The organism is Cellulomonas wangleii, assembly GCF_018388445.1.
Classification (GTDB): domain Bacteria; phylum Actinomycetota; class Actinomycetes; order Actinomycetales; family Cellulomonadaceae; genus Cellulomonas; species Cellulomonas wangleii.
In genome coordinates this window covers 3560809-3586865 of record NZ_CP074405.1, presented here as the reverse complement: position 1 = coordinate 3586865, position 26057 = coordinate 3560809, and the positions used below count along the sequence as shown (strand labels likewise).

The 26057-nt window shown below is 74.4% G+C and carries 21 protein-coding genes; 16 read left to right on the top strand and 5 right to left on the bottom strand.

The features are described 5' to 3' along the window. The first annotated feature begins 9 nt into the window (after positions 1 to 9). Complete coding sequence (locus KG103_RS16460; RefSeq protein ID WP_207339559.1) at positions 10 to 1383, top strand: UDP-glucose dehydrogenase family protein; 1374 nt, start codon at positions 10 to 12, stop codon at positions 1381 to 1383. Positions 1384 to 1464: 81 nt separating this feature from the next. Here the strand turns inward: KG103_RS16460 and pgm are convergent, their stop codons facing one another. Then, entirely contained in the window at positions 1465 to 3150 is a 1686-nt protein-coding gene (gene pgm, locus KG103_RS16455; protein ID WP_207339558.1) for a phosphoglucomutase (alpha-D-glucose-1,6-bisphosphate-dependent), read from the bottom strand. 138 nt (positions 3151 to 3288) lie between these two features. Between pgm and KG103_RS16450 the strand changes: the two genes are divergently transcribed. After that, a complete protein-coding gene (locus tag KG103_RS16450) occupies positions 3289 to 4113 on the top strand; it encodes a DUF5926 family protein (RefSeq protein ID WP_207339557.1) in 825 nt (274 codons plus the stop codon). A gap of 89 nt (positions 4114 to 4202) precedes the next feature. Next, a complete protein-coding gene (locus KG103_RS16445) occupies positions 4203 to 5063 on the top strand; it encodes a glycosyltransferase family 2 protein (protein WP_372434854.1) in 861 nt (286 codons plus the stop codon). Here KG103_RS16445 and KG103_RS16440 read toward each other — a convergent pair. After that, positions 5020 to 7338, bottom strand: coding sequence for a hypothetical protein (locus KG103_RS16440; RefSeq protein WP_249670644.1), 2319 nt, complete (start codon positions 7336 to 7338; stop codon positions 5020 to 5022). The two genes, KG103_RS16445 and KG103_RS16440, sit on opposite strands and share 44 nt — an antisense overlap. A 127-nt stretch (positions 7339 to 7465) precedes the next feature. On the opposite strand from KG103_RS16440, the gene pheA reads away from it, so the two are divergent. Next, the gene (pheA, locus tag KG103_RS16435; RefSeq protein WP_207339911.1) at positions 7466 to 8416 is read left to right on the top strand and encodes a prephenate dehydratase; all 951 of its coding nucleotides are present in this window, start codon (positions 7466 to 7468) and stop codon (positions 8414 to 8416) included. A 54-nt stretch (positions 8417 to 8470) separates the two neighbouring features. Here the strand turns inward: pheA and KG103_RS16430 are convergent, their stop codons facing one another. After that, positions 8471 to 9610, bottom strand: a complete 1140-nt coding sequence (locus KG103_RS16430; protein ID WP_207339556.1) for a diacylglycerol/lipid kinase family protein — start codon at positions 9608 to 9610, stop codon at positions 8471 to 8473. A 119-nt stretch (positions 9611 to 9729) separates the two neighbouring features. Between KG103_RS16430 and serS the strand changes: the two genes are divergently transcribed. The 6 genes from serS (at position 9730) to KG103_RS16400 (ending at position 16266) form a co-directional block, all read left to right on the top strand. Continuing rightward, complete coding sequence (gene serS / locus KG103_RS16425) at positions 9730 to 11010, top strand: serine--tRNA ligase (protein ID WP_207339555.1); 1281 nt, start codon at positions 9730 to 9732, stop codon at positions 11008 to 11010. Continuing rightward, complete coding sequence (locus KG103_RS16420; protein ID WP_256439586.1) at positions 11007 to 11807, top strand: HAD family hydrolase; 801 nt, start codon at positions 11007 to 11009, stop codon at positions 11805 to 11807. The genes serS and KG103_RS16420 overlap by 4 nt, the downstream gene beginning before the upstream one ends. A gap of 128 nt (positions 11808 to 11935) precedes the next feature. After that, a complete protein-coding gene (locus KG103_RS16415) occupies positions 11936 to 13312 on the top strand; it encodes an ABC transporter substrate-binding protein (RefSeq protein ID WP_207339554.1) in 1377 nt (458 codons plus the stop codon). A 121-nt stretch (positions 13313 to 13433) separates the two neighbouring features. Next, complete coding sequence (locus KG103_RS16410) at positions 13434 to 14411, top strand: carbohydrate ABC transporter permease (RefSeq protein WP_207339553.1); 978 nt, start codon at positions 13434 to 13436, stop codon at positions 14409 to 14411. Next, positions 14408 to 15334, top strand: a complete 927-nt coding sequence (locus KG103_RS16405) for a carbohydrate ABC transporter permease (protein WP_207339552.1) — start codon at positions 14408 to 14410, stop codon at positions 15332 to 15334. The genes KG103_RS16410 and KG103_RS16405 overlap by 4 nt, the downstream gene beginning before the upstream one ends. 86 nt (positions 15335 to 15420) lie before the next feature. Continuing rightward, positions 15421 to 16266, top strand: a complete 846-nt coding sequence (locus tag KG103_RS16400) for an EamA family transporter (RefSeq protein WP_207339551.1) — start codon at positions 15421 to 15423, stop codon at positions 16264 to 16266. Positions 16267 to 16312: 46 nt separating this feature from the next. On the opposite strand, the gene KG103_RS16395 is transcribed toward KG103_RS16400, so the two are convergent. Then, positions 16313 to 16924 carry a bacterial proteasome activator family protein gene (locus tag KG103_RS16395; RefSeq protein ID WP_207339550.1) on the bottom strand — a complete coding sequence of 204 codons (612 nt, stop codon included), beginning with the start codon at positions 16922 to 16924 and terminating at the stop codon, positions 16313 to 16315. Between the two features lie 69 nt (positions 16925 to 16993). Here KG103_RS16395 and KG103_RS16390 point away from each other — a divergent pair, with 69 nt between their 5' ends. Further along, the gene (locus KG103_RS16390) at positions 16994 to 18226 is read left to right on the top strand and encodes an AGE family epimerase/isomerase (protein ID WP_207339549.1); all 1233 of its coding nucleotides are present in this window, start codon (positions 16994 to 16996) and stop codon (positions 18224 to 18226) included. A gap of 35 nt (positions 18227 to 18261) precedes the next feature. Here KG103_RS16390 and KG103_RS16385 read toward each other — a convergent pair whose 3' ends face one another. Continuing rightward, on the bottom strand, positions 18262 to 19275 hold the full coding sequence (locus tag KG103_RS16385; protein ID WP_207339548.1) for an NAD(P)H-quinone oxidoreductase: 1014 nt from the start codon (positions 19273 to 19275) through the stop codon (positions 18262 to 18264). Positions 19276 to 19531: 256 nt separating this feature from the next. On the opposite strand from KG103_RS16385, the gene KG103_RS19080 reads away from it, so the two are divergent. The 5 genes from KG103_RS19080 (at position 19532) to KG103_RS16360 (ending at position 25972) form a co-directional block, all read left to right on the top strand. Further along, on the top strand, positions 19532 to 23926 hold the full coding sequence (locus tag KG103_RS19080) for an ATP-binding protein (protein ID WP_207339547.1): 4395 nt from the start codon (positions 19532 to 19534) through the stop codon (positions 23924 to 23926). Positions 23927 to 24014: 88 nt separating this feature from the next. Next, complete coding sequence (locus tag KG103_RS16375) at positions 24015 to 24464, top strand: roadblock/LC7 domain-containing protein (RefSeq protein ID WP_089797937.1); 450 nt, start codon at positions 24015 to 24017, stop codon at positions 24462 to 24464. An 11-nt stretch (positions 24465 to 24475) separates the two neighbouring features. After that, positions 24476 to 24853, top strand: a complete 378-nt coding sequence (locus KG103_RS16370) for a DUF742 domain-containing protein (protein ID WP_207339546.1) — start codon at positions 24476 to 24478, stop codon at positions 24851 to 24853. Beyond that, entirely contained in the window at positions 24834 to 25445 is a 612-nt protein-coding gene (locus KG103_RS16365) for a GTP-binding protein (protein WP_089797938.1), read from the top strand. The genes KG103_RS16370 and KG103_RS16365 overlap by 20 nt, the downstream gene beginning before the upstream one ends. Further along, positions 25442 to 25972 (top strand): hypothetical protein, encoded by a 531-nt coding sequence (locus tag KG103_RS16360; protein WP_249670643.1) that lies wholly within the window; start codon positions 25442 to 25444, stop codon positions 25970 to 25972. Before KG103_RS16365 ends, KG103_RS16360 begins: the two co-directional genes overlap by 4 nt. The last annotated feature ends 85 nt before the right edge of the window (positions 25973 to 26057 follow it).

Genomic DNA, 26057 nt, shown 5'->3' with positions numbered 1-26057 from the left:
AGCACCGACATGACCCGCAGCACCACCTCGAAGGCGCAGCCCGCGGCCCCCGCCGGCGACGCACCCCGCCTCACCGTCCTCGGCACCGGCTACCTCGGGGCCACCCACGCCGTCGCGATGGCCGAGCTCGGTTTCGACGTCACCGGCGTCGACACCGACCAGGCCAAGGTCGACGCGCTGCAGGCCGGCAAGGTGCCGTTCTACGAGCCCGGGCTGCCCGAGCTGCTGGAGAAGAACCTGGCCACCGGCCGCCTGCGGTTCACGACCGACGTGGCGTCGGCCGTCGCGCAGGGCGACGTGCACTTCGTCTGCGTCGGCACGCCGCAGCAGCGCACGTCGCACGCGGCCAACCTCGCGTACGTCGAGGCCGCGACGACCGCGGTCGCCCGGCACCTGACCAAGGACGCGGTGATCGTCGGCAAGTCCACCGTGCCGGTGGGCACGGCGGCGCGGCTGCGTGAGCTGGTCGCCCGGGAGGCCCCGGCCGGTGTCGACGTCGAGCTGGTCTGGAACCCCGAGTTCCTGCGCGAGGGCAAGGCGGTCGGCGACACCCTGCACCCCGACCGCATCGTGCTCGGCGGGGTCTCGGCGCGGTCCGAGGCGGTCCTGCGCACCGTGTACGCCACGCCCATCGCCGAGGGCTCGCCGGTCGTCGTGACGGACCTGCCCACGGCCGAGCTGGTGAAGGTCAGTGCGAACGCGTTCCTGGCCACCAAGATCTCGTTCATCAACGCGATCGCCGGGGTCTGCGAGGCCGCGGGCGCGGACGTCACCGTGCTGGCGGACGCCCTGGGCCACGACGTGCGCATCGGGCGGCAGTTCCTCGACGCCGGTCTGGGCTTCGGCGGCGGGTGCCTGCCCAAGGACATCCGGGCGCTGATGCACCGGGCCAACGAGCTCGGTGCGCACCGCGCCGCGGGCCTGCTGCAGCAGGTCGACGAGATCAACATGGGCCAGCGCGAGCGCGTGATCGACATGGCCCTGGAGGCGTGCGGCGGGTCGGTCCTGAACCGGCGGATCGGTGTCCTGGGTGCGGCGTTCAAGCCGCTGACGGACGACGTGCGCGACTCCCCGGCGCTCAACGTGGCCGCCGCGCTGCACCTGCGGGGGGCCCAGGTCACGGTCTACGACCCGGAGGCGGGGGACACCGCGCGCCGGCTGTTCCCGACGCTGTCGTACGCCACGAGCGTCGACGAGGCCGTCGAGGGCGCGGACGTGGTGCTCGTGCTGACCGAGTGGGACCAGTTCCTCGGTGAGGACCCGGCCCGTCTGGCCCCGCTGACCCACCGGGCCCGCGTGATCGACGCGCGCGGCAAGCTCTCGGCCGAGGCCTGGCGGACCGCCGGGTGGGACTTCACCGGCCTGGGACGCGCCGCAGCCTGACGGCACCGTCCTTCGGCGGACCCCCGAGCGCGCGGTCCGGCCCCTCCCCCGGGGGCCGGACCGCGCTTCGTCGTCCCGGGGTCAGGCGCCCAGCGCCTGGGCCACCACGTCCTTGGCCGCCTCCTGCACCTGGGCCAGGTGCTCGGGGGAGACGAACGACTCGGCGTAGATCTTGTAGACGTCCTCGGTGCCGGACGGGCGGGCCGCGAACCACGCGTTCTGCGTGGTGACCTTCAGCCCGCCGATCGCCGCGTCGTTGCCCGGTGCGCTGGTGAGCTTCGCGGTGATCGGCTCGCCGGCCAGCTCGGTCGCGGCGACCTGCTCGGGCGACAGGGCCGCGAGCGTGGCCTTCTGCTCCCGGGTCGCGGCGGCGTCGACGCGCGCGTACCAGGAGCGCCCGAACCGGTCGACCAGGTCGGCATGGTGCTGCGACGGGCTCTTCCCGGTGGTCGCGAGGATCTCCGAGGCCAGCAGGGCCGGCAGGATGCCGTCCTTGTCGGTGGTCCACACGGTGCCGTCGGTGCGCAGGAACGACGCACCCGCCGACTCCTCGCCACCGAAGCCCACCGACCCGTCGATGAGGCCGGGCACGAACCACTTGAAGCCGACCGGCACCTCGAGCAGGCGGCGGTCCAGCGACGCGGCGACGCGGTCGATCAGCGACGACGACACCAGGGTCTTGCCGATCGCCGTGCCCGCGGGCCAGCCCGGGCGCGCACCGCCGTACAGGTAGGCGATGGCGACGGCCAGGTAGTGGTTGGGGTTCATCAGGCCCGCGTCGGGGGTGACGATGCCGTGGCGGTCGGAGTCCGCGTCGTTGCCCGTCGCGATGTCGAACGGCGCGCGCCCGTCCGGTCCCGGCTGCATGCGCTCCAGCAGCGAGGCCATCGCGTACGGCGACGAGCAGTCCATGCGGATCTTGCCGTCCCAGTCGAGGGTCATGAACGACCACCGGGGATCGACCTCGGGGTTCACCACCGTGAGGTCCAGCCCGTAGCGCTCGCCGATCGCGCCCCAGTACTCGACGGACGCCCCGCCCAGCGGGTCGGCCCCGATGCGCACGCCCGCGGTGCGGATCGCCTCCAGGTCGACGACGTTCGCGAGGTCGTCGACGTAGGAGGACAGGTAGTCGTGCTTGCGGGTGGTGTCGGCCGCCAGCGCCTGCTGGATGCCGACCCGCGGCACGGAGCGCCAGCCGCTGCGCAGGATCTCGTTGGCGCGGTCGGCGATCCACCCGGTGGCGTCGGACCCGGCGGGCCCACCGTGCGGCGGGTTGTACTTGAAGCCGCCGTCGCGCGGCGGGTTGTGCGACGGCGTCACGACGATGCCGTCCGCCAGGCCCGGGCCGCGCGTCCGCACGCCCTCGCCGGTGGCGGCACCGTTGTGCCGCAGGATCGCGAGGGACACGGCGGGCGTGGGCGTCCACGAGTCGCGGGCGTCCACGTGCACCTCGACGCCGGCCGCCGCGAGCACCTCCAGCGCGGTGGTCCAGGCGGGCTCGGACAGGCCGTGGGTGTCGCGGCCGATGAACAGCGGGCCGTCGGTGCCCTGACCGCGGCGGTACTCCACGATGGCGGCGGTGATGGCGACGATGTGCGCCTCGTTGAACGCGCCGTCGAGGGACGACCCCCGGTGGCCGGAGGTGCCGAACGCGACGCGCTGCCCCGGGTCGTCCAGGTCGGGCTCGCGATCGTGGTACGCCGTGAGCAGGGCGTCGACGTCGATGAGGTCGGAGGGCTGGGCGAGGGTGCCGGCGCGCGGATCCATACGGGTGATCCTCCCGCAGCGGGCCCCCGGCGCGCACCCGGTCCGTCCGGATCCTTCTCACACCTCCGGCGCGTCGGCCCGCGCACCCGTCGTGCGGCTCGTCCGCCCTCCCGGGGCCGCGGTCGGTAGGGTGCGGGCATGGCCAAGAACACGCCCTCCTTCGTGCTGCGTCCGTTCGAGGGGCTGCCCGGCGAGCCGGACTGGGTCGCGCTGCGCGAGCTCGTGCCCGCCGCGACCGCGACCGCCCGCACCACCGCCGAGCACGGTGCCCGCGACGTCGTGGTCACCACGGTCCTGCCCAACAGCTGGGCCGCGCTGCACCGTGCGGACGGGGTCGTGCTGGTCGCGCTGCAGACGGGCACCAGCTCCGGCGACGCCAGCCGCGACGTCGCCACCGCGCTGCTGCTGGCGCTCGACGCCGAGCCCGGCACCGCGATCGAGAACATCGGCCTGCCCACCGCCGGCCCCCGCCTGCAGGACGTGCTGGACCTGTCCGTGCCGTTCGAGGTCACCGTGCAGGAGAGCTTCTCCTACTGGCTGGACCCGAGCACCGAGGTGACGCCCGACCTGCAGGCCGCGATGGAGGAGGCGGACGCCGGCATCGTCGACACCCGCCGCCTGACGTCCGTGGAGTCCGCGTACTGGTGCCGCATGGGCGCCCGGGAGTACCTGCGCTGGGCGCAGCCGGCGGACGAGCAGGTGGTCCTCGACGGCCTGGCGCGTCTGCACGCGCGCCGCGAGTCCGGCTTCGACGACGGCAAGTTCATCGGGTACTTCCGCGCCGCCGGCATCGTCGTGCCGGTGTGGGAGCTCGCACGCGGCTCGGAGGCCGAGGACGTCGAGAAGCCCGTCGCGGACTTCGCCCCGCGCCTGGAGGCGGCGATGGCCGACACCACGCCGCTCGACGCGAACGCGCGCCGCGCCCGCGCCGGTCTGGTCGCCCGTCAGGTCACGCTGCGCTGAGCCGCGCCGCGGTCCCGCAGCGCGGACACGGCCGTCCCACGCCGCGCCCGTGAGGCGACCTGCCCCCCGTGGTCGATAGGGTGGTGCCCGTGACACGCACGGGGAGCGAGGCCGTCCGACCGGAGGCCGACGTGACGCCTGGCACCCCGTCCGCCGCGACCGCGGACAGGGTGGCCCGCGCGTCACGCGGCCACAAGCAGCGCCAGCGCGTCGCGGTGGTCATCCCGGCCAAGGACGAGTCGCGGCGGATCGCCGCGACGGTCCGCTCCGCCCGGGCGATCCCGAACGTCGACCTCGTGCTCGTCGTCGACGACGGCTCGGAGGACAACACCCAGCACGTGGCGCGCGAGGCCGGCGCCGTGGTGGTGCGGCACTCGCACAACCGCGGCAAGGCCGCGGCGATGGAGACGGGTGCCGCTGTCGTCGCCATGCGCGACGCGCCCGACCGTCCGCCGCGCCACCTGCTGTTCATCGACGGCGACCTGGCCGACACGGCCGTGAACACGGCCCCGCTCGTGCCGCCCGTGCTCGACGGCATCGCCGACCTGACCATCGCGCTGCTGCCGCCGCAGCCCGGCGCCGGCGGTCGCGGTCTGGTCGTCGGGGCGGCGCGGCGTGCGATCGCGTCGATGACCGGGTGGACGCCGACGCAGCCGCTGTCCGGCATGCGCTGCCTGACGCGCGAGGCGTTCGAGGCGGCGACCCCGCTCGCCCGCGGGTGGGGCGTCGAGGCGGGCATGACGATCGACCTGCTGCGCCTGGGCTTCCGCGTGCTCGAGGTGCCGTGCGAGCTGCGGCACCGCCCGTCGGGCACCGACCTCAAGGGGCAGCTGCACCGGGCGGCGCAGTACCGCGACGTGCAGCTCGCCGTCAGCACCCGCCGCGCACGGGCCGCGGCGTCCGGCGTCAGGCGGACGCTGTCCCCGCGGGAGCAGCGCCCGGGTCGCTGACCGCACCGCGGGCCTCGTCCACGTCCTCCGGGCGGGCGTCGAGCCGCCACTGCGCGGCCGCGGCGACCAGGCACGGCACGGCCAGCGCGATGCCCGTGGCGGGGACCACGATCCCCGAGTCGTTCATGAGGAACCCCAGGGCGAGCGCGGCGCCCGTCGCGGCGACGGCGGGCCGCAGCAGCGGCACCTCGCGCTGCAGGCCGGCCAGCGGTGAGCCCGCGCCGAGCAGACCGCCGCGCCGCGCGCGGGGCCCGGCCAGCACCAGCCAGGTCAGGGCGACGCCCCCCACGGCGGGCACGAGGTAGCGCCACGAGCCGAGGACCCGCAGGTTGGCGGACACCTTGCGCCATACGACGTCCCACAGCCCGCCGTCGAGCACGGTGTCGAGGAACCGGCCCAGGTGGGTGCGCTCGGTCGGCGGCCGCATCCAGTCGAGCGCCGCGAAGCCGATGACGACCACGGCACCGACGGCGGCGACCCCCAGCACGAGCCGCCACGAGACCCGTCGGCCGCTGACCGCGACCGCGAACATCGCGAACGCGAGGATCAGGGCGGGCGGGCCGCCGAAGTCGGCGCCCCAGGCGGGCGCACCGTCGACGACCATGAGGACCACGCCGATGGCGACGACGGCCGCGACGGCCGCGCCGCGCCGCCCCCGGCGCACCAGCCGGTCGGCGACCACCAGCGCGACCAGCACGCCGCCCGCGGTGATGAGGGCGAAGGCCTGGTTGCTCATGCCGTAGAACCGCGCCGCGAGGATGCGGTGGGCGCCCATGGGGGAGTCGACGACCAGCGTCGAGCCCGTGACGGCGTCGACCGCGAGGGTCACCACCGTCACCGCCGCGACGACACCCGCCGGGCCGAGCACGTGCCGGCGCCAGGGCCCGGCCAGGGCGGTGATGGTGATGACGGCGATCCAGCCCAGCAGGACGGTCCAGAAGGCCGCCGCCTGCCGGTCGGCGCGCCACCACGGCACGAGTCCCGTCAGGAACGAGGCGACCGGCGCCGAGCCGAGCGCCAGCGCGGCGACCTGCAGGACCCGTAGTGCCGGACGCAACGGTCCGCGGTCCGTCCGCGCCCGCAGCACCAGCAGGATCGCCGCGGCGACGAACAGCACCGCCTGCGCCATCACGAGGCGCGCCGAGAACAGGCCGGACACCTTGGTGATCGCGGACGCCTCCAGCTGCACGTCGATCAGCCGGGCGACGCGCGCGCTGCCGGTGGCGGGCCCCGGCGTCGGGACCATCTGCGCCCCGGGCAGCGCGGGGGCGTCGTCGTCCAGCTGCAGCAGCGCGAGCAGCGTCGGCGTCACGTCCGTGACCTGGACGACGCCCGGCTGGCGGGTCGACCCGGAGGTGAGCAGGCTCGCCTCGTACGGGTCGCCGACCGGGCGCGGGCCCTGGGCCACGGCGACCTGGAGCGCGGCGCGCCCGGAGTCCGCGAGCGAGACGAGCAGCACCGTCGCGTCGTGGTCCGCCAGGCCGTCGAGCACGGCCGCGACGCGTTCGTCCACCTCGACGGCCTGCTGCGCCCGGGTGGGCTCGGTGATGGATCCCGATCCCGGCAGGTCCGCCTCGCCCGACTCCAGGCCGGGCAGCTCGTCGCTCTCGGGTGCCGCGCTCGGCGTCGTGGACGGTGTGCGCGGCACGGTCGCGTAGCCGGGGTCGCGGATCACGCCCGCGTCGACGACGACGAGCCGGGAGTCGGCGGCCGCGGACGCCACCGACTGCGCGAGCGCCCGCGGCTCGGCCGGCAGGCGCTGGTGGACGCCGGCGGGCACGCCGTCGGACGTGGCCAGCGCGATCGCGGCGCCGGGGCCGACGCCGGTCGCGGGAGTGCCGGTGCGCGTCAGCAGGTCGCCGAGCATGCCGGGCCGGGCGCCGTACGACTCGGCGCGGGCGGCGGCCACGTAGTCGTCCCACCCCGGCACCTCGCCGGACTCCCCGGGGTCGCGCAGCGTGCGGCACGTGCCGTCCTCGGAGGGCAGGTCCGCGGCCCGGTTGCCGGCGGACACCGCGAGCCAGCCGTCGACCGGGCACCCGCGCTTGTGCACGGACCGGGTCGCGACCAGGCCGATCGAGCCCTCGTGGGACAACCCCCACAGCGCCGGCGTGGTCAGCGACCCCAGGTCGTCCCAGCGCAGGCCGGTGACGCCGACCAGCACGACCGGCCCGGGCACGGGCTCCGCCGCGGGGGCCGCCTGCGCGGGTGCACCGAGCAGCACCGCGAGCGCGGCGAGGAGGGCAGCGGCGAGCGCGCGCAGGGACCGGGGCACGGTCCCAGCGTACGGGCGCCCACTAGGCTCGGCGGGGCCGCGGGTGCGGCCGCGCGCGGCACCCGGTGCCGCCGCGCTCGAGCCGCCGGGCCGTCGGGCCCATCGGGTGGGGAGGGTCATCGCCGTGCTGCGCTACGCGTACCTCGGGCCTGCGGGCACGTTCACGGAGGAGGCGTTGCGCCAGGTCGCGTCGCCGGACGAGGCCGTGTACCTGCCGCAGACGGACGTCGGCTCCGCGATCGCCGCGGTGCGGGCCGGCGAGGCCGACCGTGCGGTCGTCGCGATCGAGTCGACGGCCGAGGGCGGCGTCACCGCGACGCTGGACTCCCTGGCGACGGGCTCCCCGCTGATGCTGCTGCGCGAGGTGCTGGTGCCGGTGCAGTTCACGCTGGTGGGGCTACCCGGCACGCGGACGGCCGACGTGCGGCGCGTCGCGGCGCACCCGCACGCCTGGGTGCAGTGCCGACGCTGGCTGGCGGCGCACCTGCCGGGCGCGGTGCACGTGCCCGCGACGAGCAACACCGCACCCGCCGCGCTGCTCGCGGAGGCGGCCGCCGACCCGGCGGCCGTGCGGTCCTCGACGTTCGACGCGGCTCTCGTGCCGCCCGCTGCGGTGGGCACCTACGGGCTGGTACCGCTGGCCGAGCGGGTCGCCGACAACCCCTCGGCGCTCACGCGGTTCGTCGTGGTCGGGCCGCCCGGCCCGGTGCCGCCGCCCACGGGCGCGGACAAGACGACGCTCGTCGTGCACCTGCCGGACAACGAGGCGGGTGCGCTGCTCGCCATGCTGGAGCAGTTCGCGGTGCGCGGCGTGAACCTGTCGCGCATCGAGTCGCGGCCCATCGGGGACGCGCTGGGCCGCTACTCGTTCTCGATCGACGCCGAGGGGCACGTGACGGACGAGCGGATGGGGGAGGTGCTCATGGGCCTGCACCGACGCTGCCCGTACGTGCGGTTCCTCGGGTCGTACCCGCGGGCGGACGCCGTGGCACCGCTCGTGCAGGTCGGCACCGCGGACGCCGACTTCGTCGAGGCGCGCGCGTGGCTCGACCGGCTGCGCGGCGGCCACCCGGCCTGACGAGGGCCGAGGACCCGGGGCGCAGCCCAGGACGGGCAGGTCCGGCGCGCCGGGTCAGCGCGCGACGCGCACGACCAGCGCGCCGGGGTCCACGCGGGCCGTGATCACGCTCGCGCGACCCACGATGTCGCCGTCGACCTGCACGTGCTCGCCGCCGGCCACCTCGATGCGTGCCGAGCGGGCGCGCGTGTGGTCGATGCGTCCGATCTTGCCGGGGGCCTCGTTGCGGACGCCGACGCCCTGGAGCACGACCTCGCCGAACAGCTGCGCCCAGCCCGCGATCCCGCCGCGTGTGTCGATCGAGGCGATGTCGAGCACGCCGTCGTCGAGGACGGCGTCGGGCAGCAGCGTGATGCCACCGGGCAGCTTGCCGCAGTTGCCGACGAGCAGGCTGCGGGCACGCAGCTGCTGGACGGGCTCGTCGTCCAGCGTCAGGCGGACCCGCAGGCGTCGGCCGTGCAGGTGGCGCACGCCGGCCATGAAGTACGCGATCCAGCCCACCTTGGCCTTGAGGCCGTCGTCCGTGTCGGCCACCATCGCGGCGTCGAACCCGAGGCCGGCGATGACGAGGAAGATGTGGTCGCGCGGCTTGTCGGTGTCGTCCGGCAGGTCGTCGGCGGCCTCGGCGATGTCGTCGTCCATCTGCGACTCCCACCGCTCGACGCGCAGCCAGCCGACGTCGATGGGCTTGTCGGTGCCGTCGAGCGCGAGCTGGAGCGCCGCGAGCGGGTCACTGATCGGCACGTCGAGGTTGCGGGCCAGCAGGTTGCCCGTCCCCAGCGGCATGAGGCCCATCGGCACGCCCGTCCCGGCGAGCGCCTCGGCGACCGCGCGCACGGTGCCGTCACCGCCGACGGCGACCACCAGGTCGGCCCCGGACTCCACGGCCGACCGCGCCTGGCCGACACCCGGGTCCTCGACGGTCGTCTCGAGCCACATCGGCTCCGGCAGGTACTGCTCGGAGGCGGCCTTGCGGACGGCCGCGCGCAGCTCGACGACGTCGGGCTTGGACGGGTTGGCGACGAAGGCCACGAGCTGGCCGGCGGGTCGGCCCGTGTCCGCCGCCGGCGCGGGTGCGGGCCCCGCGAGGCGTGCGCCGAGCCTGCGCTGCTGCCGCCAGACCCACAGACCCAGCCCGACGGCGACGAGCGCCAGCGCACCGGCGACCACCGCGACCCACGCGACCCATGACATGGCGGGCAATCTACGGGTGTGCGGGCCACGCCGCAGGTCGGGCGGGTCGTGGCCGCGAGTGGTGCACAGGACGGTCCCCCCGGGGGAATGCGCTGGGCAGGGTCGGTAGTGTCGGGGGCGTGATCGATCTGCAGCTGCTGCGCCAGGACCCGGACGTCGTGCGAGCCAGCCAGGTGGCGCGCGGCGCGGACCCGCACCTCGTCGACGAGGTGCTCGACGCCGACGCCCGCCGTCGCTCCGCGCTGACGGAGTACGAGGCGCTGCGCGCCGAGCAGAAGTCCCTCGGCAAGAAGGTCGCGCAGGCGTCGGGCGACGAGAAGCAGGCGCTGCTCGCCCACACCAAGGAGCTCGCGGCGCGGGTCAAGGCCCTGCAGGCCGACGCCGACGCGGCGCAGGCGCACGCCACCGAGCTCTCGCGGCGGATCGACAACGTCGTCGAGGACGGTGTGCCCACCGGCGGCGAGGACGACTACGTCGTGCTCGAGCACGTCGGCACGCCGCGCGACCTGGCCGCCGAGTACGGGCCGGACTTCGTCGTGAAGGACCACCTCGACCTGGGGGAGGGGCTGCGCGCGATCGACACCGAGCGGGGCGCGAAGGTCTCCGGGTCGCGCTTCTACTTCCTCACCGGTGTCGGCGCGCGGCTCGAGCTCGCGCTGCTGAACGCCGCGATGGACCTCGCGACCCGCAACGGCTTCGTCCCGACCATCACGCCGACCCTCGTCAAGCCCGAGGTCATGGCCGGCACGGGCTTCCTCGGCGCGCACGCCGACGAGGTCTACCGGCTCGAGGCGGACGACCTGTACCTCGTGGGGACCAGCGAGGTCGCGCTCGCGGGCTTCCACTCGGGCGAGATCCTCGACCTGTCGGACGGCCCGCTGCGGTACGCGGGGTGGAGCGCCTGCTACCGGCGCGAGGCCGGGTCGTACGGCAAGGACACCCGCGGCATCATCCGGGTGCACCAGTTCCACAAGGTCGAGGCGTTCGTCTGGACGCGCCCCGAGGACGCCGCCGCGGAGCACCGCCGGATCCTGGCGTGGGAGAAGGAGATGCTGGCGCTGGCCGAGCTGCCGTACCGCGTCATCGACACGGCGGCGGGCGACCTGGGGTCGAGCGCCGCGCGCAAGTTCGACTGCGAGGCCTGGCTGCCCAGCCAGCAGCGCTGGCTGGAGCTCACGTCGACCTCCAACTGCACGACGTTCCAGGCCCGTCGCCTCGGGGTGCGCGAGCGCACGGCCGACGGCATGCGGACCGTCGCCACCCTCAACGGCACGCTCGCCACGACGCGCTGGATCGTCGCGCTGCTGGAGAACCACCAGCAGGCCGACGGCTCGGTGCGCGTCCCGGAGGGCCTGCGGCCCTACCTGGGCGGCCTCGAGGTGCTGGAGCCGGTCCGGTGAGCCGCCGCACCCGGCTCGTCGCCCTGGACGTCGACGGCACGCTGATGTCGTACGACGGCGTCATCAGCGACGACGTGCGCGCCGCGGTGACCGCGCTGGTCGAGCACGGCGTGCACGTCGTGCTGTCCACGGGGCGCGCGGCGCACTCGGCGACCGCGGTCGCGCGCGACCTCGGCCTGACCGACGGCTGGGCGGTGTGCTCCAACGGGGCCGTCACGGTACGGCTGGACCCCGACGAGCCCGCCGGCTGGACGGTGGCGCACTCGGTGACGTTCGACCCCGGGCCGGCGGTGCGCGCGATCGCCCTCGAGCTGCCCGACGCCCTGTACGCCGTCGAGGACCTCGGCGTGGGGTTCCTGGTGTCCGCGCCGTTCCCGCCCGGGGAGCTCTCGGGCGAGCACCGGGTCGTGACCCTCGAGGAGCTGGCCAGCGCGCCCGCCACCCGCGTCGTCATCCGCGCACCGCGCAGCACGCCCGAGGAGTTCCACGCCCTCGTGGAGCGCGTCGGCCTGCACGAGGTCTCGTACGCCGTCGGCTGGTCGGCCTGGCTGGACCTCACACCCGGCGGCGTCTCCAAGGCGTCGGCGCTGGAGGAGGTGCGGCGTCGGCTCGGCGTCGAGCCGCACGAGACGCTGGCGATCGGCGACGGTGCGAACGACGTCGAGATGCTGCGGTGGGCCGCGTGCGGGGTGGCGATGGGCCACGCCTCCGACCCGGTGCGCGCGGCGGCCGACGAGGTCACCGGCACGATCGACGACGACGGCGCGGTCGAGGTCCTGCGGCGCGTGCTGGCCTGACCTGGGCCTCCGTCGGGGTGATGTGACCCAATCGTGACCCTCTCGTCGGGTGATTTGCCTTGCAACGCCGTCCAGGACGGCGTTGGGTCGATTCGCCGGTTATCCGAGACGAGGACGTTGGGGGATCGATGAGGCACATGCGCAAGAGCGCGGGCGTGCTGGCGGCAGGCGCCGTGGCTGCGCTCGCGCTGACAGCCTGCAGCACGGGAGACGGCGAGACGCCGGGCGGCAGCACGGACGCCGCGGTCGACGAGGTCGAGGTGGACTGCGCCGACTTCGAGCAGTACGGCGACCTGGACGGCAAGACGATCACCATCTACGCGGGGATCGTCGCGCCGGAGGACACGCCCTACATGACGTCGTTCGAGCCCTTCGAGGAGTGCACGGGCGCGACGGTCGACTACCAGGCCGACAAGCAGTTCGAGCAGCAGATCCTGGTGCGTGCCCAGGCGGGCAACGCGCCGGACATCGCGATCGTCCCGCAGCCGGGCCTGCTGGCCCAGCTCGTGGCGACCGGCACGGTCGTCGAGGCGCCCGAGGGCGTCGCGGCCAACGTGGACGAGTTCTGGGGCGAGGCGTGGAAGGACCTCGGCACGGTCGACGGCACGTTCTACGCGGCCCCGTCCGGTGCGAGCGTCAAGTCGCTGGTCTGGTACTCGCCGACGCAGTTCGAGGAGAACGGGTACGAGGTGCCCGAGACGCTCGACGACCTCATGGCGCTGACCGAGCAGATCGCGGCCGACGGCAACAACAAGCCGTGGTGCGCCGGTATCGCGTCGGGTGAGGCGACCGGCTGGCCCCTGACCGACTGGATGGAGGACATGGTCCTGCGCGTCGGTGGCCCCGACGTCTACGACCAGTGGGTCTCGCACGAGATCGCGTTCGACTCCGAGGTGCCGACGCAGGCGCTCGACGCCGTGGGCGAGTACCTGAAGAACCCGGACTACGTGAACGGCGGCATCGGCGACGTGTCGACGATCGCCACGACCGCGTTCCAGGACGCGGGTCTGCCGATCCTCGACGGGCAGTGCTCGCTGCACCGGATGGCGTCGTTCTACGCGGCGAACTTCCCCGACGGCACCGACGTCGCGGACGACGGCGACGTCTTCGCGTTCTACCTGCCGTCGGAGGACACCTCCACCAAGCCGGTGCTCGGTGCCGGTGAGTTCGTCACCGCGTTCTCCGACCGTCCCGAGGTGCAGGCGCTGCTCGAGTTCTGGTCGACCGACACGTGGGCCAACCTCAAGGCGGCCGCGTCGTCCGAGGAGACCGGTGGCGGCTGGATCACCGCGAACAGCGGTCTGGACACCGACAACCTGGTGAACCCGATCGACCTGCTCTCGGCCGAGATCCTGCTCGACCCGGCCTCGGAGTTCCGGTTCGACGGCTCCGACCAGATGCCCGCGGCCGTCGGCTCGGGTGCCTTCTGGAAGGAGTCGACCAACTGGATCACGGGGCAGTCGACCGCGGACACCCTCTCGAAGATCGAGACTGCCTGGCCCTGACCGGTGACCCGACCGGACCGTTCCCCCGCCTGCGGGCGACCCCGCCCGGGGTGGGGGAGCGGTCCGGTCCGGGGTGCCCGGCTCGGCCCGTCCTGATCCTCGTACGTGCCCGGGAGGTGCGATGAACGTCGCGGACAAGCTGGTCGCGATGGTGCTGGCGCTGGCGGCGTTCGCCGTCGTGATCGGTCTGATCCTGTTCGTCGTCTCGTTGCTGGAGCGTCGCGGTGCACGCCGCGTCGCGTGGTTCTTCGTCGGCCCGACGGTGCTGCTGCTGATCGTGGGCCTGCTGTACCCGGCCGGTCGCACGGTCGTCCGCTCGCTCTTCGACGCGGCCGGCTCGTCGTTCATCGGCATCGCCAACTACACGGCGATCTTCAGCTCGCCCGACCAGCTGGTCGTCCTGCGCAACACGGTGCTGTGGGTCCTGGTCACCCCGTTCGTCGCGACGCTGGTGGGCCTGCTGTACGCGATCTGGGTCAACGGGGCCCGCGGGGAGTCCGCCGCCAAGGCGCTGATCTTCCTGCCGATGGCCATCTCGTTCGTCGGCGCCTCGATCATCTGGAAGTTCGTCTACGAGTACCGCTTCTACGACCCCGACGTGCGGGTCAACCCCGAGCAGATCGGTCTGCTCAACCAGGTGCTGGTGTGGCTGGGGATGTCACCCCAGCAGTTCCTGCTCAACCAGCCGTGGAACAACCTGTTCCTCATCGTCGTGATGATCTGGATCCAGGCCGGGTTCGCGATGACGATCCTGTCGGCGGCCATCAAGGCCATCCCGATGGAGGTCATCGAGGCCGCGCGGCTCGACGGGGTGTCGGCCTCGCAGATGTTCCGGTACGTCACCGTGCCGGGCATCCGCCCGACGCTGGTCGTGGTTCTCACCACCATCGCCATCGGCTGCCTCAAGGTCTTCGACATCGTCCGGACCATGACCGGCGGCCTGTACGGCACCAGCGTCGTGGCCAACGAGTTCTACACGCAGAGCTTCACCGCCGGGAACCAGGGACTGGGTGCCGCGCTCGCGGTCCTGCTGTTCGTCCTGGTGATCCCGATCATCGTCTACAACGTCCGGCAGCTGCGACAGGCGGAGGCACGATGACCACCACCCCGCCCCCCCTCCAGGTCGTGCTGCCCGCCTCGCGCGGCGAGGGCGACGTCGCCTCCACGGTGCGCGCCACCAAGCGGCGCCTGACGTCGCCCTGGGCCACCGTCGCCGCCGTCGTGCTGGCGACCGTGTGGACGATCCCGACGTTCGGCCTGCTCGTCACGTCGTTCCGGCCCGCCGCGGACATCAACTCCACCGGCTGGTGGACGGTCCTGACGAACCCGAACTTCACGCTCGAGAACTACCGGACGGTGCTCGCCACCGACTCCTCGCAGTCGCTGCTGCCGTTCGTCATCAACTCGGTCGTCATCACCATCCCGTCGGTGGTGTTGCCGATCTTCCTGGCGACGCTGGCGGCGTACTCGTTCGCGTGGATGCAGTTCCGCGGCCGGGACGCCCTGTTCGTCGCGGTGTTCGCGCTGCAGGTCGTGCCCATCCAGGTCACGCTCATCCCGCTGCTGTCGCTGTACGCCGACGTCGGCGTGGCGGGCACGTTCTGGGCCGTGTGGCTCTCGCACACCATGTTCGGCCTGCCGCTGGCGGTGTTCCTGCTGCACAACTTCATGCGGGAGATCCCGGGCGAGCTGGTCGAGGCGGCGCGCGTCGACGGTGCTGCGCACGTCACGGTGTTCTTCCGCCTCATGCTGCCGCTGCTCAAGCCCGCCCTCGCGGCCTTCGGCATCTACCAGTTCCTGTGGGTGTGGAACGACCTGCTGGTCGCGCTGACGTTCGCCGGGTCGTCGAACCAGGTCGCCCCGATGACGGTCGCGCTGTTCAACCTCACGGGCACGCGCGGGTCGCAGTGGTTCCTGCTGTCCGCCGGTGCGTTCGTGTCGATCATCGTGCCCGCCGTCGTGTTCCTGGCGCTGCAGCGGTACTTCGTGCGCGGTCTGCTGGCGGGCTCGGTCAAGGGCTGACCGGTCGGTGCGTACCGGGAGGGAGGCCGGGCCACCCCGGACCTCCCTCCCGCAGCGCACTCACGGGCGCGACGTAGCCTGACGCGGTGCCCGCGCCCCTGCTCTTCGTCGTCTCGGGCCTGACGCAGTACGCGGGGGCCGCGCTCGCGGTCGGGCTGTTCGCGGTGGTGCCCGCCGGGACCGTCGCGTGGCTGCGCGTCTCGGTGGCCGCCGTGATCCTGCTCGCCTGGCGCCGGCCCTGGCGGGTGCGCGAGCTGTGGGAGCCCCGGCGGCTGGCGGTCACGGCGCTGTTCGGCGCCGTGCTGGCCACCATGAACGTGACCTTCTACATCGCGATCCAGTACCTCCCGCTGGGGACGGCGGTCGCCGTGGAGTTCATCGGACCCGTCGCCGTGGCGGCTCTCACCGGCCGGGGCTGGCGCGACCGGGCCGCCATCGCCGTCGCGGCGGTGGGCGTCGTGCTGCTGGCGGGCGTCAGCCTCGACGCCGGGCCCGGCGCCGTCACGGGCCTGGTCGCGATCGGCGTGGCCGCCGCCTGCTGGGGTGCGTACATCGTGCTCGGTCGCCGGGTCGCGCGGTCCGGCGGCCCGGGGGCGAGCGGGCTGGCGATCGCCATGGCGGCCGGCGCGCTGGTGTTCGCGCCGTTCCTCGCCGACGGGTCCGGCCCGGTGCTGCACGACGCGCGGCTCGCGCTGGTCATCGTCGCGGTCGCGGTGTGCTCGTCCCTCGTGCCGTACGTCCTCGAGCAGGTGGTGCTGCGTCGCGTCAGCGCCGCGACGTTCGCGATCCTCCTGTCCCTGCTGCCGGCGACGGCGGCGGTGGTCGGGGCCGTCGGGCTGCGGCAGTGGCCGCACGGGCTGGAGCTCGTGGGGCTCGTCCTGGTGTCGGGCGCGATCGCCCTCACGGCCCGGGGCGACCGGGCCGACGGCTGACGGGGCCACCCGGCCTGACGCCGTACCGGCCCGAGGGGGCGTGCGCCTAGAGGTACTGCCCGGTCGACGGGCGCAGGTCCTCGGGGCCCTCGTCGCGCGCGACGGGCACGATGAGCCCGCTGCGTCCGGGCACCTGGCCGGGCGGCAGCGCGCGGCGCATCTGCGTGAGCTGCGCCTGCGCGGCCATCTGCTGCGCGACGAGCGCGGTCTGGATGCCGTGGAAGAGCCCTTCCAGCCACCCGACCAGCTGCGCCTGCGCGATCCGCAGCTCCGCGTCCGAGGGTGCCTGGTCCTCCGTGAACGGCAGCGTGATGCGGTGCAGCTCGTCCAGCAGCTCGGGGGACAGGCCCTCCTCGAGCTCGTGCACGGACCGCTCGTGGATCTCGGCCAGGCGGGCGCGTGCCGCGTCGTCGAGCGGGGCCGAGCGCACCTCGTCGAGCAGCTGCTTGATCATCGTGCCGATGCGCATCACCTTGGCGGGCTGCTCGACCATGCCGGCCAGGTCCTCGTCCTGCTGGCCGTCGGGCGCCTCCTCGGCCCGGCCGTCCGGGCGGGCACGGTCCTGCGGCGGCACCACCACGGCGTGCGGGTGGCCGCCCGGCGCGTCGGTGCGCTGCTGGTCGGTCGTCTGCTCCTCGCGGTGCTCACCGGTGTCCATCTCGCCATCATCGCCCCGTGCGGTCCGGCACGCAGCCGTGGCGGCGGACACGCTGGCTAGGCTGCCCCCATGGCGTGGCTCAGCACCCCGGCGCACCACCGTTGGCTCGAGGCCGAGACCGACCGGCTGTGGGAGTTCGGCCGCGCCTCGCGCGTGGCCGGCGGCGGCTTCGCCCGGCTCGACGACGTCGGGCGCCCGGCGCCGGGGCCGCTGGAACTGTGGATCACGTGCCGCGCGACGCACGTGTACGCGCTCGCCCACCTCGCCGGCCGGCCCGGCGCGGCGGCCCTCGTCGACCACGGCCTGGCGTCCCTGTCCGGTCCGTTCCACGACGACGAGCACGGCGGCTGGTTCGCCGAGGTCGAGCCCGACGGCGCACCGCGTGCGACCACCAAGGCGGCGTACCCCCACGCGTTCGTCGTCCTGGCGGCGTCGAGCGCCACCGCGGCCGGGCGCCCCGGAGCGCGCGCGCTGCTCGACGAGGCGCTGGCGGCGCAGGACTGCTGGTTCTGGGACGACGCGGCGGGCATGGTCGTCGAGGAGTGGGACCGCACCTTCACGACGCTCGACGCGTACCGCGGCGTCAACGCGAACATGCACACCGTCGAGGCGTACCTGGCGGCCGCGGACGTCACGGGGGACCGGGTGTGGCTGGACCGGGCGCTGCGCGTCGTCGAGCGCGTCGTCCACGTGCTCGCGCGCGGCAACGACTGGCGCATCCCCGAGCACTTCGACGCCGGGTGGCAGCCCGACCTCGAGTACAACGCGGACACGCCCGCGCACCCGTTCCGCCCGTACGGGGCGACCATCGGGCACTGGTTCGAGTGGGCACGGCTGACCCTGCACACCCGCGCGGCCCTCACCGCGCGCGGCGACGTCGCGCCGACGTGGCTCCTCGACGACGCGGCAGCGCTGTTCGACGCGGCGGTGCGCGAGGGCTGGGCGGTCGACGGCACGCCCGGCTTCGTCTACACGGTCGACTGGCAGGGGCAGCCGGTCGTGCGCGAGCGCATGCACTGGGTGGCGGCCGAGGCCGTCGCCGCGGCGGCCGCCCTGCACGCCGCCACCGGGGACGCCCGCTACGAGGCGCTCTACACGCAGTGGTGGGACTACGTCGGTGAGCACGTGCTCGACCGTGCCGGTGGCTCGTGGTGGCACGAGCTCGGACCCGACAACCGCGTGTCCCGCACCGTGTGGGCGGGCAAGGCCGACCTGTACCACGCGGTGCAGGCGACGTTGATCCCGCGGCTGCCGCTGACGCCGGCGCTGGCCCCGGCGCTGGCCGCCGGCCTGCTCGACTGACCTGCGGCGACCCGGCGCGGGTCAGGGTCAGCGGGTCAGGGGATCAGCAGGACCTTGCCGAGCACCTCGCCGGACGCCAGCATCGCGTGGGCCAGGGGAGCGTCGGCCAGCGGCACCCGCGCGTGCACCACCGGCCGCACGCGCCCGTCGAGCACCAGCGGCCACACGTGCTCGCGGACGCCGGCCATGATCGCGGCCTTCTGCGCGGCGGGGCGGTCGCGCAGCGTCGTGGCGATCACGGAGCCGCGCCGTGCCATGAGGGCGGGCAGGTCGAGCTCCCCGCGGCGACCCTGCTGCAGGCCGATGACCACGAGCCGACCGCCCTCGGCCAGCAGCTCCACGTTGGACCGCAGCGCACCACCGCCCAGCACGTCGAGCACCACGTCGACGCCTCGGCCCCCGGTCGCCTCCCGTACCGCGGCCGCCACGTCCTGGCTGCGGTGGTCGACGACCACGTCGGCACCCAGCTCGCGCACGCGGGCGCACCGCTCGGGTCCGCCCGCCGTGGCGAGGACCCGGTGGCCGCGCGCGTGCGTGAGCTGCACGGCCACCGATCCGACGCCCCCGGAGCCACCGTGCACCAGCAGCGTCTCGCCGGGTTCCAGGCGGGCGGCGCACAGGTTCGACCAGACGGTGGCGAGCGCCTCAGGCAGCGCCGCGGCGTCCACCGGATCGAGCACCGGGTGCACCGGCAGGGTGAGGGAAGCGTTCACCGTCACTCGTTCGGCGTAACCTCCGCCCGCCAGGAGCGCCGCGACGCGGTCCCCGACCTGCGGCGTGCCGGGGTCCGCGGGGTCGCCCCCGGCGTGCGTGACGGCCGTCGCCGGGGGGCCCACGCCGACCACGACGCCGGAGACCTCGAGCCCGGGCCACGCCGGGGCGCCGGGCGGGGGCGGGTAGTGGCCGGCGCGTTGCAGCAGGTCAGCACGGTTGACGCCGGCGGCGGCGACCTCGATCAGCACCTCACCGGGACCCGGCACCGGGTCGGGCACCTGCGACGCGCGCAGCACGTCGGGTCCGCCCGGGGAGCTGACGACGACGGCGCGCACGGTCCGCACCGTAGGGCGGCCGGGCCGGGCCGTGCACGCAGGCGCGCCGGGGCGGCCGCGGGCGCGGCAGCCGTTTTGCGACGTACACGGCGTATCGGCAGGGGTGAGGTCCGTGGCAAACTCGGGCGGCGGGCTAATGGTCCGGTGTCCAGGTACCGATGAAGCGCAGACGGCAGTCACCTGCGGTGGCTGCGTGACGGACGCGAGCGGTATACCGCCGTGAGCGTCCGACGTCGGGCGAAGGGAAAGGATCGACATGCTGCGACGGCTCGGCATCCGTGCCAAGGTCCTGGCGGTCCTCGCCGTGCCCATGATCGTCCTGCTCGTGGCCGGAACGTACATCTCGTACGGCGCGATCCAGGACCTCCGGTACGCGCGTGCCACCCAGACCGTGGTGCGCACGCTCGATGCGCTGAGCCCGCTGACGGCGGCCTACCAGCAGGAGCGCATCCTGTCCCTCACCGGGGCGGCACCGGAGCAGATCGCGGAGGCGCGCGCTGTGACCGACCGGGTTCTCGGTGAGACCCGGAAGGTGACGGCCGAGCTGCAGCTCGACCAGTTCCCCGAGTCGGTCGTGCGCGAGTTCCGCGACCAGCAGGAGGCGTACCGCACGCTGCTGCCGCAGGTGCGCGCCCGCGTCGACGAGAACGGTCAGCGCGCCGTCATCAAGAACAGCTTCCAGAACATCCTCGACGGGCAGACGCGCGTCATGGAGGGTGTCGCGAACTCCCTGCAGGACCGGGAGCTGGCGGAGTTCGTCGCGGCCAACCGTGAGCTGGCGCTCCTGTCCGACGCACTCCTCAACGAGTACGTCACCGGCTACGAGCTGAAGGTGGCCGTCGCCGAGAGCCCGGCGCTCGCCCGTACCTTCCAGTCCCTGACGACGTCGACCGAGCTGGCCCGTGACCGCGCGCGGTCCGCGGTCGCCGACCTCGAGCTGCCCGGCGTCGCCCTCAGCACGGGCGACCCCACCGCGCGGCTGCTGTCGATGCGTGCCAACTTCACGCGTGGTGCCACCGCCGCCATCGCGACGGTCGACGGCGCGGAGTGGCTCGCGCAGACCACCAGCCAGATGGCCTCGATCGGTGAGGTCAACAGCGGTGTCCTCGCCGGCGCCGACCAGGTCGCCGCGGACGGCGTCGCCGCAGCCCGCGACACCGCCCTCGTCACCGTCGCGCTCGCCCTGGCCGCCCTCATCGTGTCCTTCCTCTTCGCCGTCACGGTCGCGCGCTCCATCGTCGTCCCGCTGCGCCGCCTGACCAGCGCGGCCGCCGACGTCCGCGAGCAGCTGCCGCGGCTCGTCGAGCAGGTGTCGACGCCCGGCGAGGGTCCCGAGATCACGCTCGCCCCGATCCCCGTCCGCTCCTCCGACGAGGTCGGCCGCCTCGCCCAGGCGTTCAACGCGGTCAACGCGACCACCGTGCAGGTGGCGCAGGAGCAGGCCGCGCTGCGTGGCTCCATCGCGGAGATGTTCGTCAACGTCGCCCGCCGCGACCAGGTGCTGCTCAACCGGCAGCTGTCCTTCATCGACTCCCTCGAGCGTGCCGAGGAGGACCCCGGGACGCTGGCCAACCTGTTCCGCCTGGACCACCTCGCCACCCGGATGCGCCGCAACGCCGAGTCGCTCCTCGTGCTCGCCGGCATCGACTCCGGTCGCCGCCTGCGGGACGCCATGCCGCTGTCCGACGTCATCCGGACCGCCTCCTCGGAGATCGAGCAGTACGACCGCGTCCAGCTCGACCTGCAGGTCGACCCGCACATGCTCGGGTTCAACGCGCTGTCCGCCGCCCACCTGCTGGCCGAGATCCTCGAGAACGCCACGGTCTTCTCGGAGCCCGAGACGCCGGTCGTCGTCACCACGGGTGTGAACGGCGCGTCCGTGGTCGTCCGGATCACCGACCAGGGCCTGGGCATGACCGAGGCGGAGATCGAGTCGGCCAACCGCAAGATCGCGTCCGTCTCCGCCAGCGACGCGCTCGGCGCGCAGCGCCTCGGCCTCTTCGTGGTCGGGCGCCTCGCCCAGCGGCTCGGTGCCGAGGTGACGCTGCGCAAGCGCGTCGGCGGCACGGGCACCGAGGCGCTCGTCATGTTCCCGAGCACCCTCTTCTCGGCCAACGAGGTCAACAGCTACGGTGCGCTGCCACCTGCCGCGGCCGCGCCGGCGCAGGCCGCGCCGCTGCCGCAGATCGAGGCGCCCGAGGTCCGTGAGGTCGACCTGGCCGAGCTCACCGACGGCGAGACGCCGCTGGGCCTGCCGCGCCGTCGCCGCGGCGACGAGGCCGGTGGGGCCCCGGCCGTCCGGCCGGCCGCGGGCGTCCCGGACGACGACGCCCCGATCCCGGTGCCGATGCTGAACGCGCCCGGCGGTCTGCCGACGCGGTCGCGCAAGACCTTCGACGAGAACAACATCGTCCTCCCCGTGGCACCCGAGACGACGCTGTCGCCGGAGCTGTCGGTCGACACGGGCGAGTGGACGCCGGCCGTCGCGGCCACGCCGCTGCGGTCGGGTCTGCCGACCCGGGCGCGTGCCGCCACGTCCGCCTGGGCCAGCGAGCCGGACCAGGACGAGTCGCGTCCCGCGTCGGCGCCCGCCGACCCGGCCGCCCGCGCCGGCCTGTTCTCCGGCTTCCGCGGTCGTGAGCTGCCCACCACGGGCGACCAGGCCGCGTCCGGGCTCGCCGTGCCGGCGCTCGAGCCCGACGAGCTGACGACCCCGGAGCCGTCGCCCTCCCCCGGTGCGGACGAGGGCTGGCCCGTGCCGTCGTGGCGTGACCTGTCCAGCGGCCTGCCGAGCCGGGCCCGTCCCAGCGTGACGCCGGACGAGGACGGCGCGACGCAGCAGGAGCCCGCGCAGCAGCCCGAGCAGTGGAGCGCGCCGCACACGGACGACACGTGGCGCGCGCCGCAGAGCGACGAGCAGCCGTGGGCGCCGACCCACGACGAGCAGCCGTGGGCCCCGGACGCGCCGGCCGCCGAGGCGGCCCCGGCGCCCGCATGGGACCGCGAGGAGACGACCGCCCCCTCGTGGGACGAGCCGCAGGCACCCGCCGCGACGTGGGACCAGCAGGGGACCGCGACGACCTCGTGGGACCAGCAGGAGACGGCCCCGTCGTGGGAGCAGCAGGAGTCGGCGGCCCCCTCGTGGGGTGCCCCGCAGGCCCCGGCAGCGTCGTGGGACCAGCCGGAGGAGTCCGCGGCCCCCGCGTGGGAGCAGCCGCAGGCCCCGGCCGCGTCCTGGGACGAGGCACCCGCCGCGCAGTGGGAGACCACCGCCCTGCCGCCCGTCGAGCACGGTGACGAGGGTTCGCACGAGCAGCCGGCCGCCGAGCACGGGGCGCCCGAGCCCGAGGCGCCGTTCACCGCCTACAGCGGGTACTCCGGCTGGGCGGGCAGCAGCGACCGTCCCGCGCTGGAGTACACGGCCCCGTACGTGCCGTTCGAGCGGTCGCTCGACGAGGCCCGTGCCTGGCACACGGGTGCGATGCCGGTCGTGCCGGAGCCTGCGCGCACGGCGGCGCCCGCCTGGTCCGCACCGGCCGACGCGCAGCCCGCCGGCCACGGCCACCAGGTCGAGGCGGAGCCGGAGCCCGAGGCCGAGGAGGAGGTGGCCGCCCCCTGGGCGCCCGTCTCCGCCGTCGCGCCCCCCGTGGTCGCGCCGCAGCTGGAGCCGGACCCCGAGCCCGTCGCCTGGCAGGCGCCCGCACGCCAGGAGCAGCAGGTCGAGGCCGCGCCGGCACCGTCCGCCGACGAGTGGCGTCCGAGCACGCCCGCGTGGGCGCGGTCCGCGGCCGCCGACGAGCCGACCCAGATGTTCGCCCCCGTCGACTCCGCGCCGGTGGCACCGGCACCGGTGGCGCCGGTCGTCGACCCCCGACCGGCACTCCCGGTGCGCAACGCCCAGGCGCCGTCGCCCGCGTGGCAGCCGACGTCGGCGCCGGTCGCGGCCGATGCCCCGGCACCGGCGTTCAGCGACCTGGTCGCCCCCGAGGACGACAAGCCGAAGCGTCGCTGGGGCAACTTCTTCAGCCGCAAGAAGGACGACGGGCTCGTCGAGGACGCGCCGGCCCCGACGGTGACGCGTACCCCCGTGCGCTCCTCCGCGTGGGGTCCGGACGGGCTGGCGGCCGCGCCGCTCACCCCCGCGGCACCGCCGGCACCGCAGGCGCCCGCCGCCAACGGCTGGGAGGCACCGGCCTGGTCGGCGCCGTCCGCACCGCAGTCCGCCGCGACACCCGTCGTCCCCGAGGTGCGTCCCGCGCCCTCGTGGTCGCCGCCGGAGTGGACGGGCCGTCAGGCCGCGCCCGCGTCGACGGTCCCGCACCCGTCCGTCCCGCCGTCGACGGCTCCCCGTGTGGGGACCCTCGACGACGAGGTGGCGGCGATGCTCGCCCTCCGCTCGGACATCCAGGAGCAGGCTCTCTCGGAGCTCAGCCAGCTGTCCGCGTACCGGCCCAGTGCCGTGGGGGCGGGCGGTTCGGAGCGCCTCGCCAAGCGTGTCCCCAGCGCGGTTCCCGCCGCGCCGGCACCGATGGAGGAGCGCCCTGTCCAGCGCGACGCGGACCAGCTTCGGTCCCGCTTGTCGAGCTTCCAGACCGGTACGTCGCGCGGACGTCGCGCGGCCCACGGACCCCAGGACGGTGACCACTCGTGATCCGACGACCCCGAACTCCCGGTGGCCTGTGTGTCACCGCGGACATCCCGCCCGCAGTCGGCCCAGACTGCACCATGAAGGAGGAAGTGTGACCGCGCTCAGCACCGAGGCAGCCAACTTCGGCTGGCTCCTGGACAACTTCGTCCGGACCGTGCCCGGCACTCGCCACACGCTCGTGGTGTCGGCCGACGGTCTGCTCATGGCGATGTCGGAGCAGCTCGACCGCACCAGCGGCGACCAGCTCGCGGCCATCGTCTCGGGCATGTCGAGCCTCACCCGTGGCGCGTCGCGCCAGCTGCGTGCGGGGGAGGTGCGCCAGGCGATCATCGAGATGGACCACCTGTTCCTCTTCCTCATGAGCGTCTCCAACGGCTCCGTCCTCGCCGTGGTCGCCGAGGCGACGTGCGACGTCGGCCTCATCGGCTACGAGATGGCGATGCTCGTCTCGCGCACCGAGGCCACCCTGACGCCGCAGCTCATCTCCGAGATGCGGGGCCAGCTGCCGATCGATGGCGCTACCCGGGCGCCCGTCGCCTGAGGGAACGGATGATGAGCGAACACGTCGAGTACGAGGCCCGAACGGTCCGGCCCTATGCCGTGACCGGGGGTCGCGTGCGTTCGGCACGCTCCGACCTGCCTCTCGAGGCTCTGGTCGAGGTCATGCCGGGCGCCGTTGCCCGCACGGGGCTGACGCCCGAGAAGCGCGCGATCATCCAGCACGCGTCGGCCGGGTACATCTCGGTCGCCGAGCTGTCGGCGCTCCTCCACCTTCCGCTCGGTGTGGTCCGGATCCTCGTGTCCGATCTCACCGATGCCAACTCTGTGCGCGTGCACACCTCACAGCCGGTCGAGGTCAACACCGGTGAAAGCCCCGCCCTGTCCCTGAGCGTGCTGGAGAGTGTTCTCAATGGCATTTCCGCCCTCTGACGCCGCCGTCGCCGCTCCGGCGGGGACCGCGGGCGCAGTTGCCCCCACAGTCGTCAAGATCGTCGTCGCCGGCGGGTTCGCCGTCGGCAAGACGACCTTCATCGGCTCGATCTCCGACATCGAGCCGCTCAACACCGAGGCCGCCATGACCGAGCACTCCGTGGGCGTCGACGACGCCGGCGGTGTGACGGACCGCAAGACGACCACGACGGTCGCGATGGACTTCGGTCGCATCGCGCTGCCGGGGTCGCTCTGGCTGTACCTGTTCGGTACCCCGGGCCAGGACCGCTTCCTCTTCATGTGGGACGACCTGGTCCGTGGGGCGATCGGCGCCGTCGTGCTCGTCGACACCGACCGCCTGGACCAGTGCTTCCCGGCCGTCGACTACTTCGAGTCGCGCGGCATCCCGTTCGTCGTCGGCGTCAACTGCTTCGACGGCATCGCCAAGCACCAGCTCGACGACGTCCGCGAGGCCCTCGCGATCCCCGCCCACGTGCCGGTGCTCTACACCGACGCGCGGTCGCGGGCAGCGACGAAGCAGGCCCTCATCGCGCTCGTGCAGCTCGCCATGGAGCGTCTGCGCCAGCGGTGAGCACAGCACCTGCGAACGGCCGGACCCCTGCCGGGGCCGGCCGTTCGCGCGTCCTGAGCACGGTGCCGGCGCAGCGGCGTGCGCTCGACGCGAGCGTCCTGGTGGCGCGGGACCCGACCGCGGACGTGTACCTCGACGGGTCGGCGCTGAGCCGGTACCTGCCGCAGGCGCCGGAGGCGCAGGCGTGGTCGGCGTGGGTGGCCGAGCACGAGCCCGCCGTGGTGGTGTCGCAGGTGTCGGTGCTCGAGGCGCGGGTCACGGCGGGGTTCCTGGGTGTCGAGGCGTCCCTGGTGGTGCTCGACGTGCTGACGCGCCTGCCGCGCATGCGGCTGTCCGACCAGGTGCTGCGGCGGGCGGTGCTGCTGCCGACGGACCTCGGCCCGTTCGCCGCGCTGCACGTGGGGGCGGCGCTCGCGCACGTCGACGTGCGCTCGATCGCCACGTACGAGGCAACGACCGCGCGGGCCGCGGCGGCCGCCGGGCTCGACGTGGTCAGCCCTGGCCGTCCGGGCGGCTGGTGGTGCTGACACCGTCGGCTGTGGCCTGCGCGTGCGGCCCGGGCGTGCGACGTGCGACGCGGGCGGCGCGGCGGTCCGCACCGCTGCCACGCTG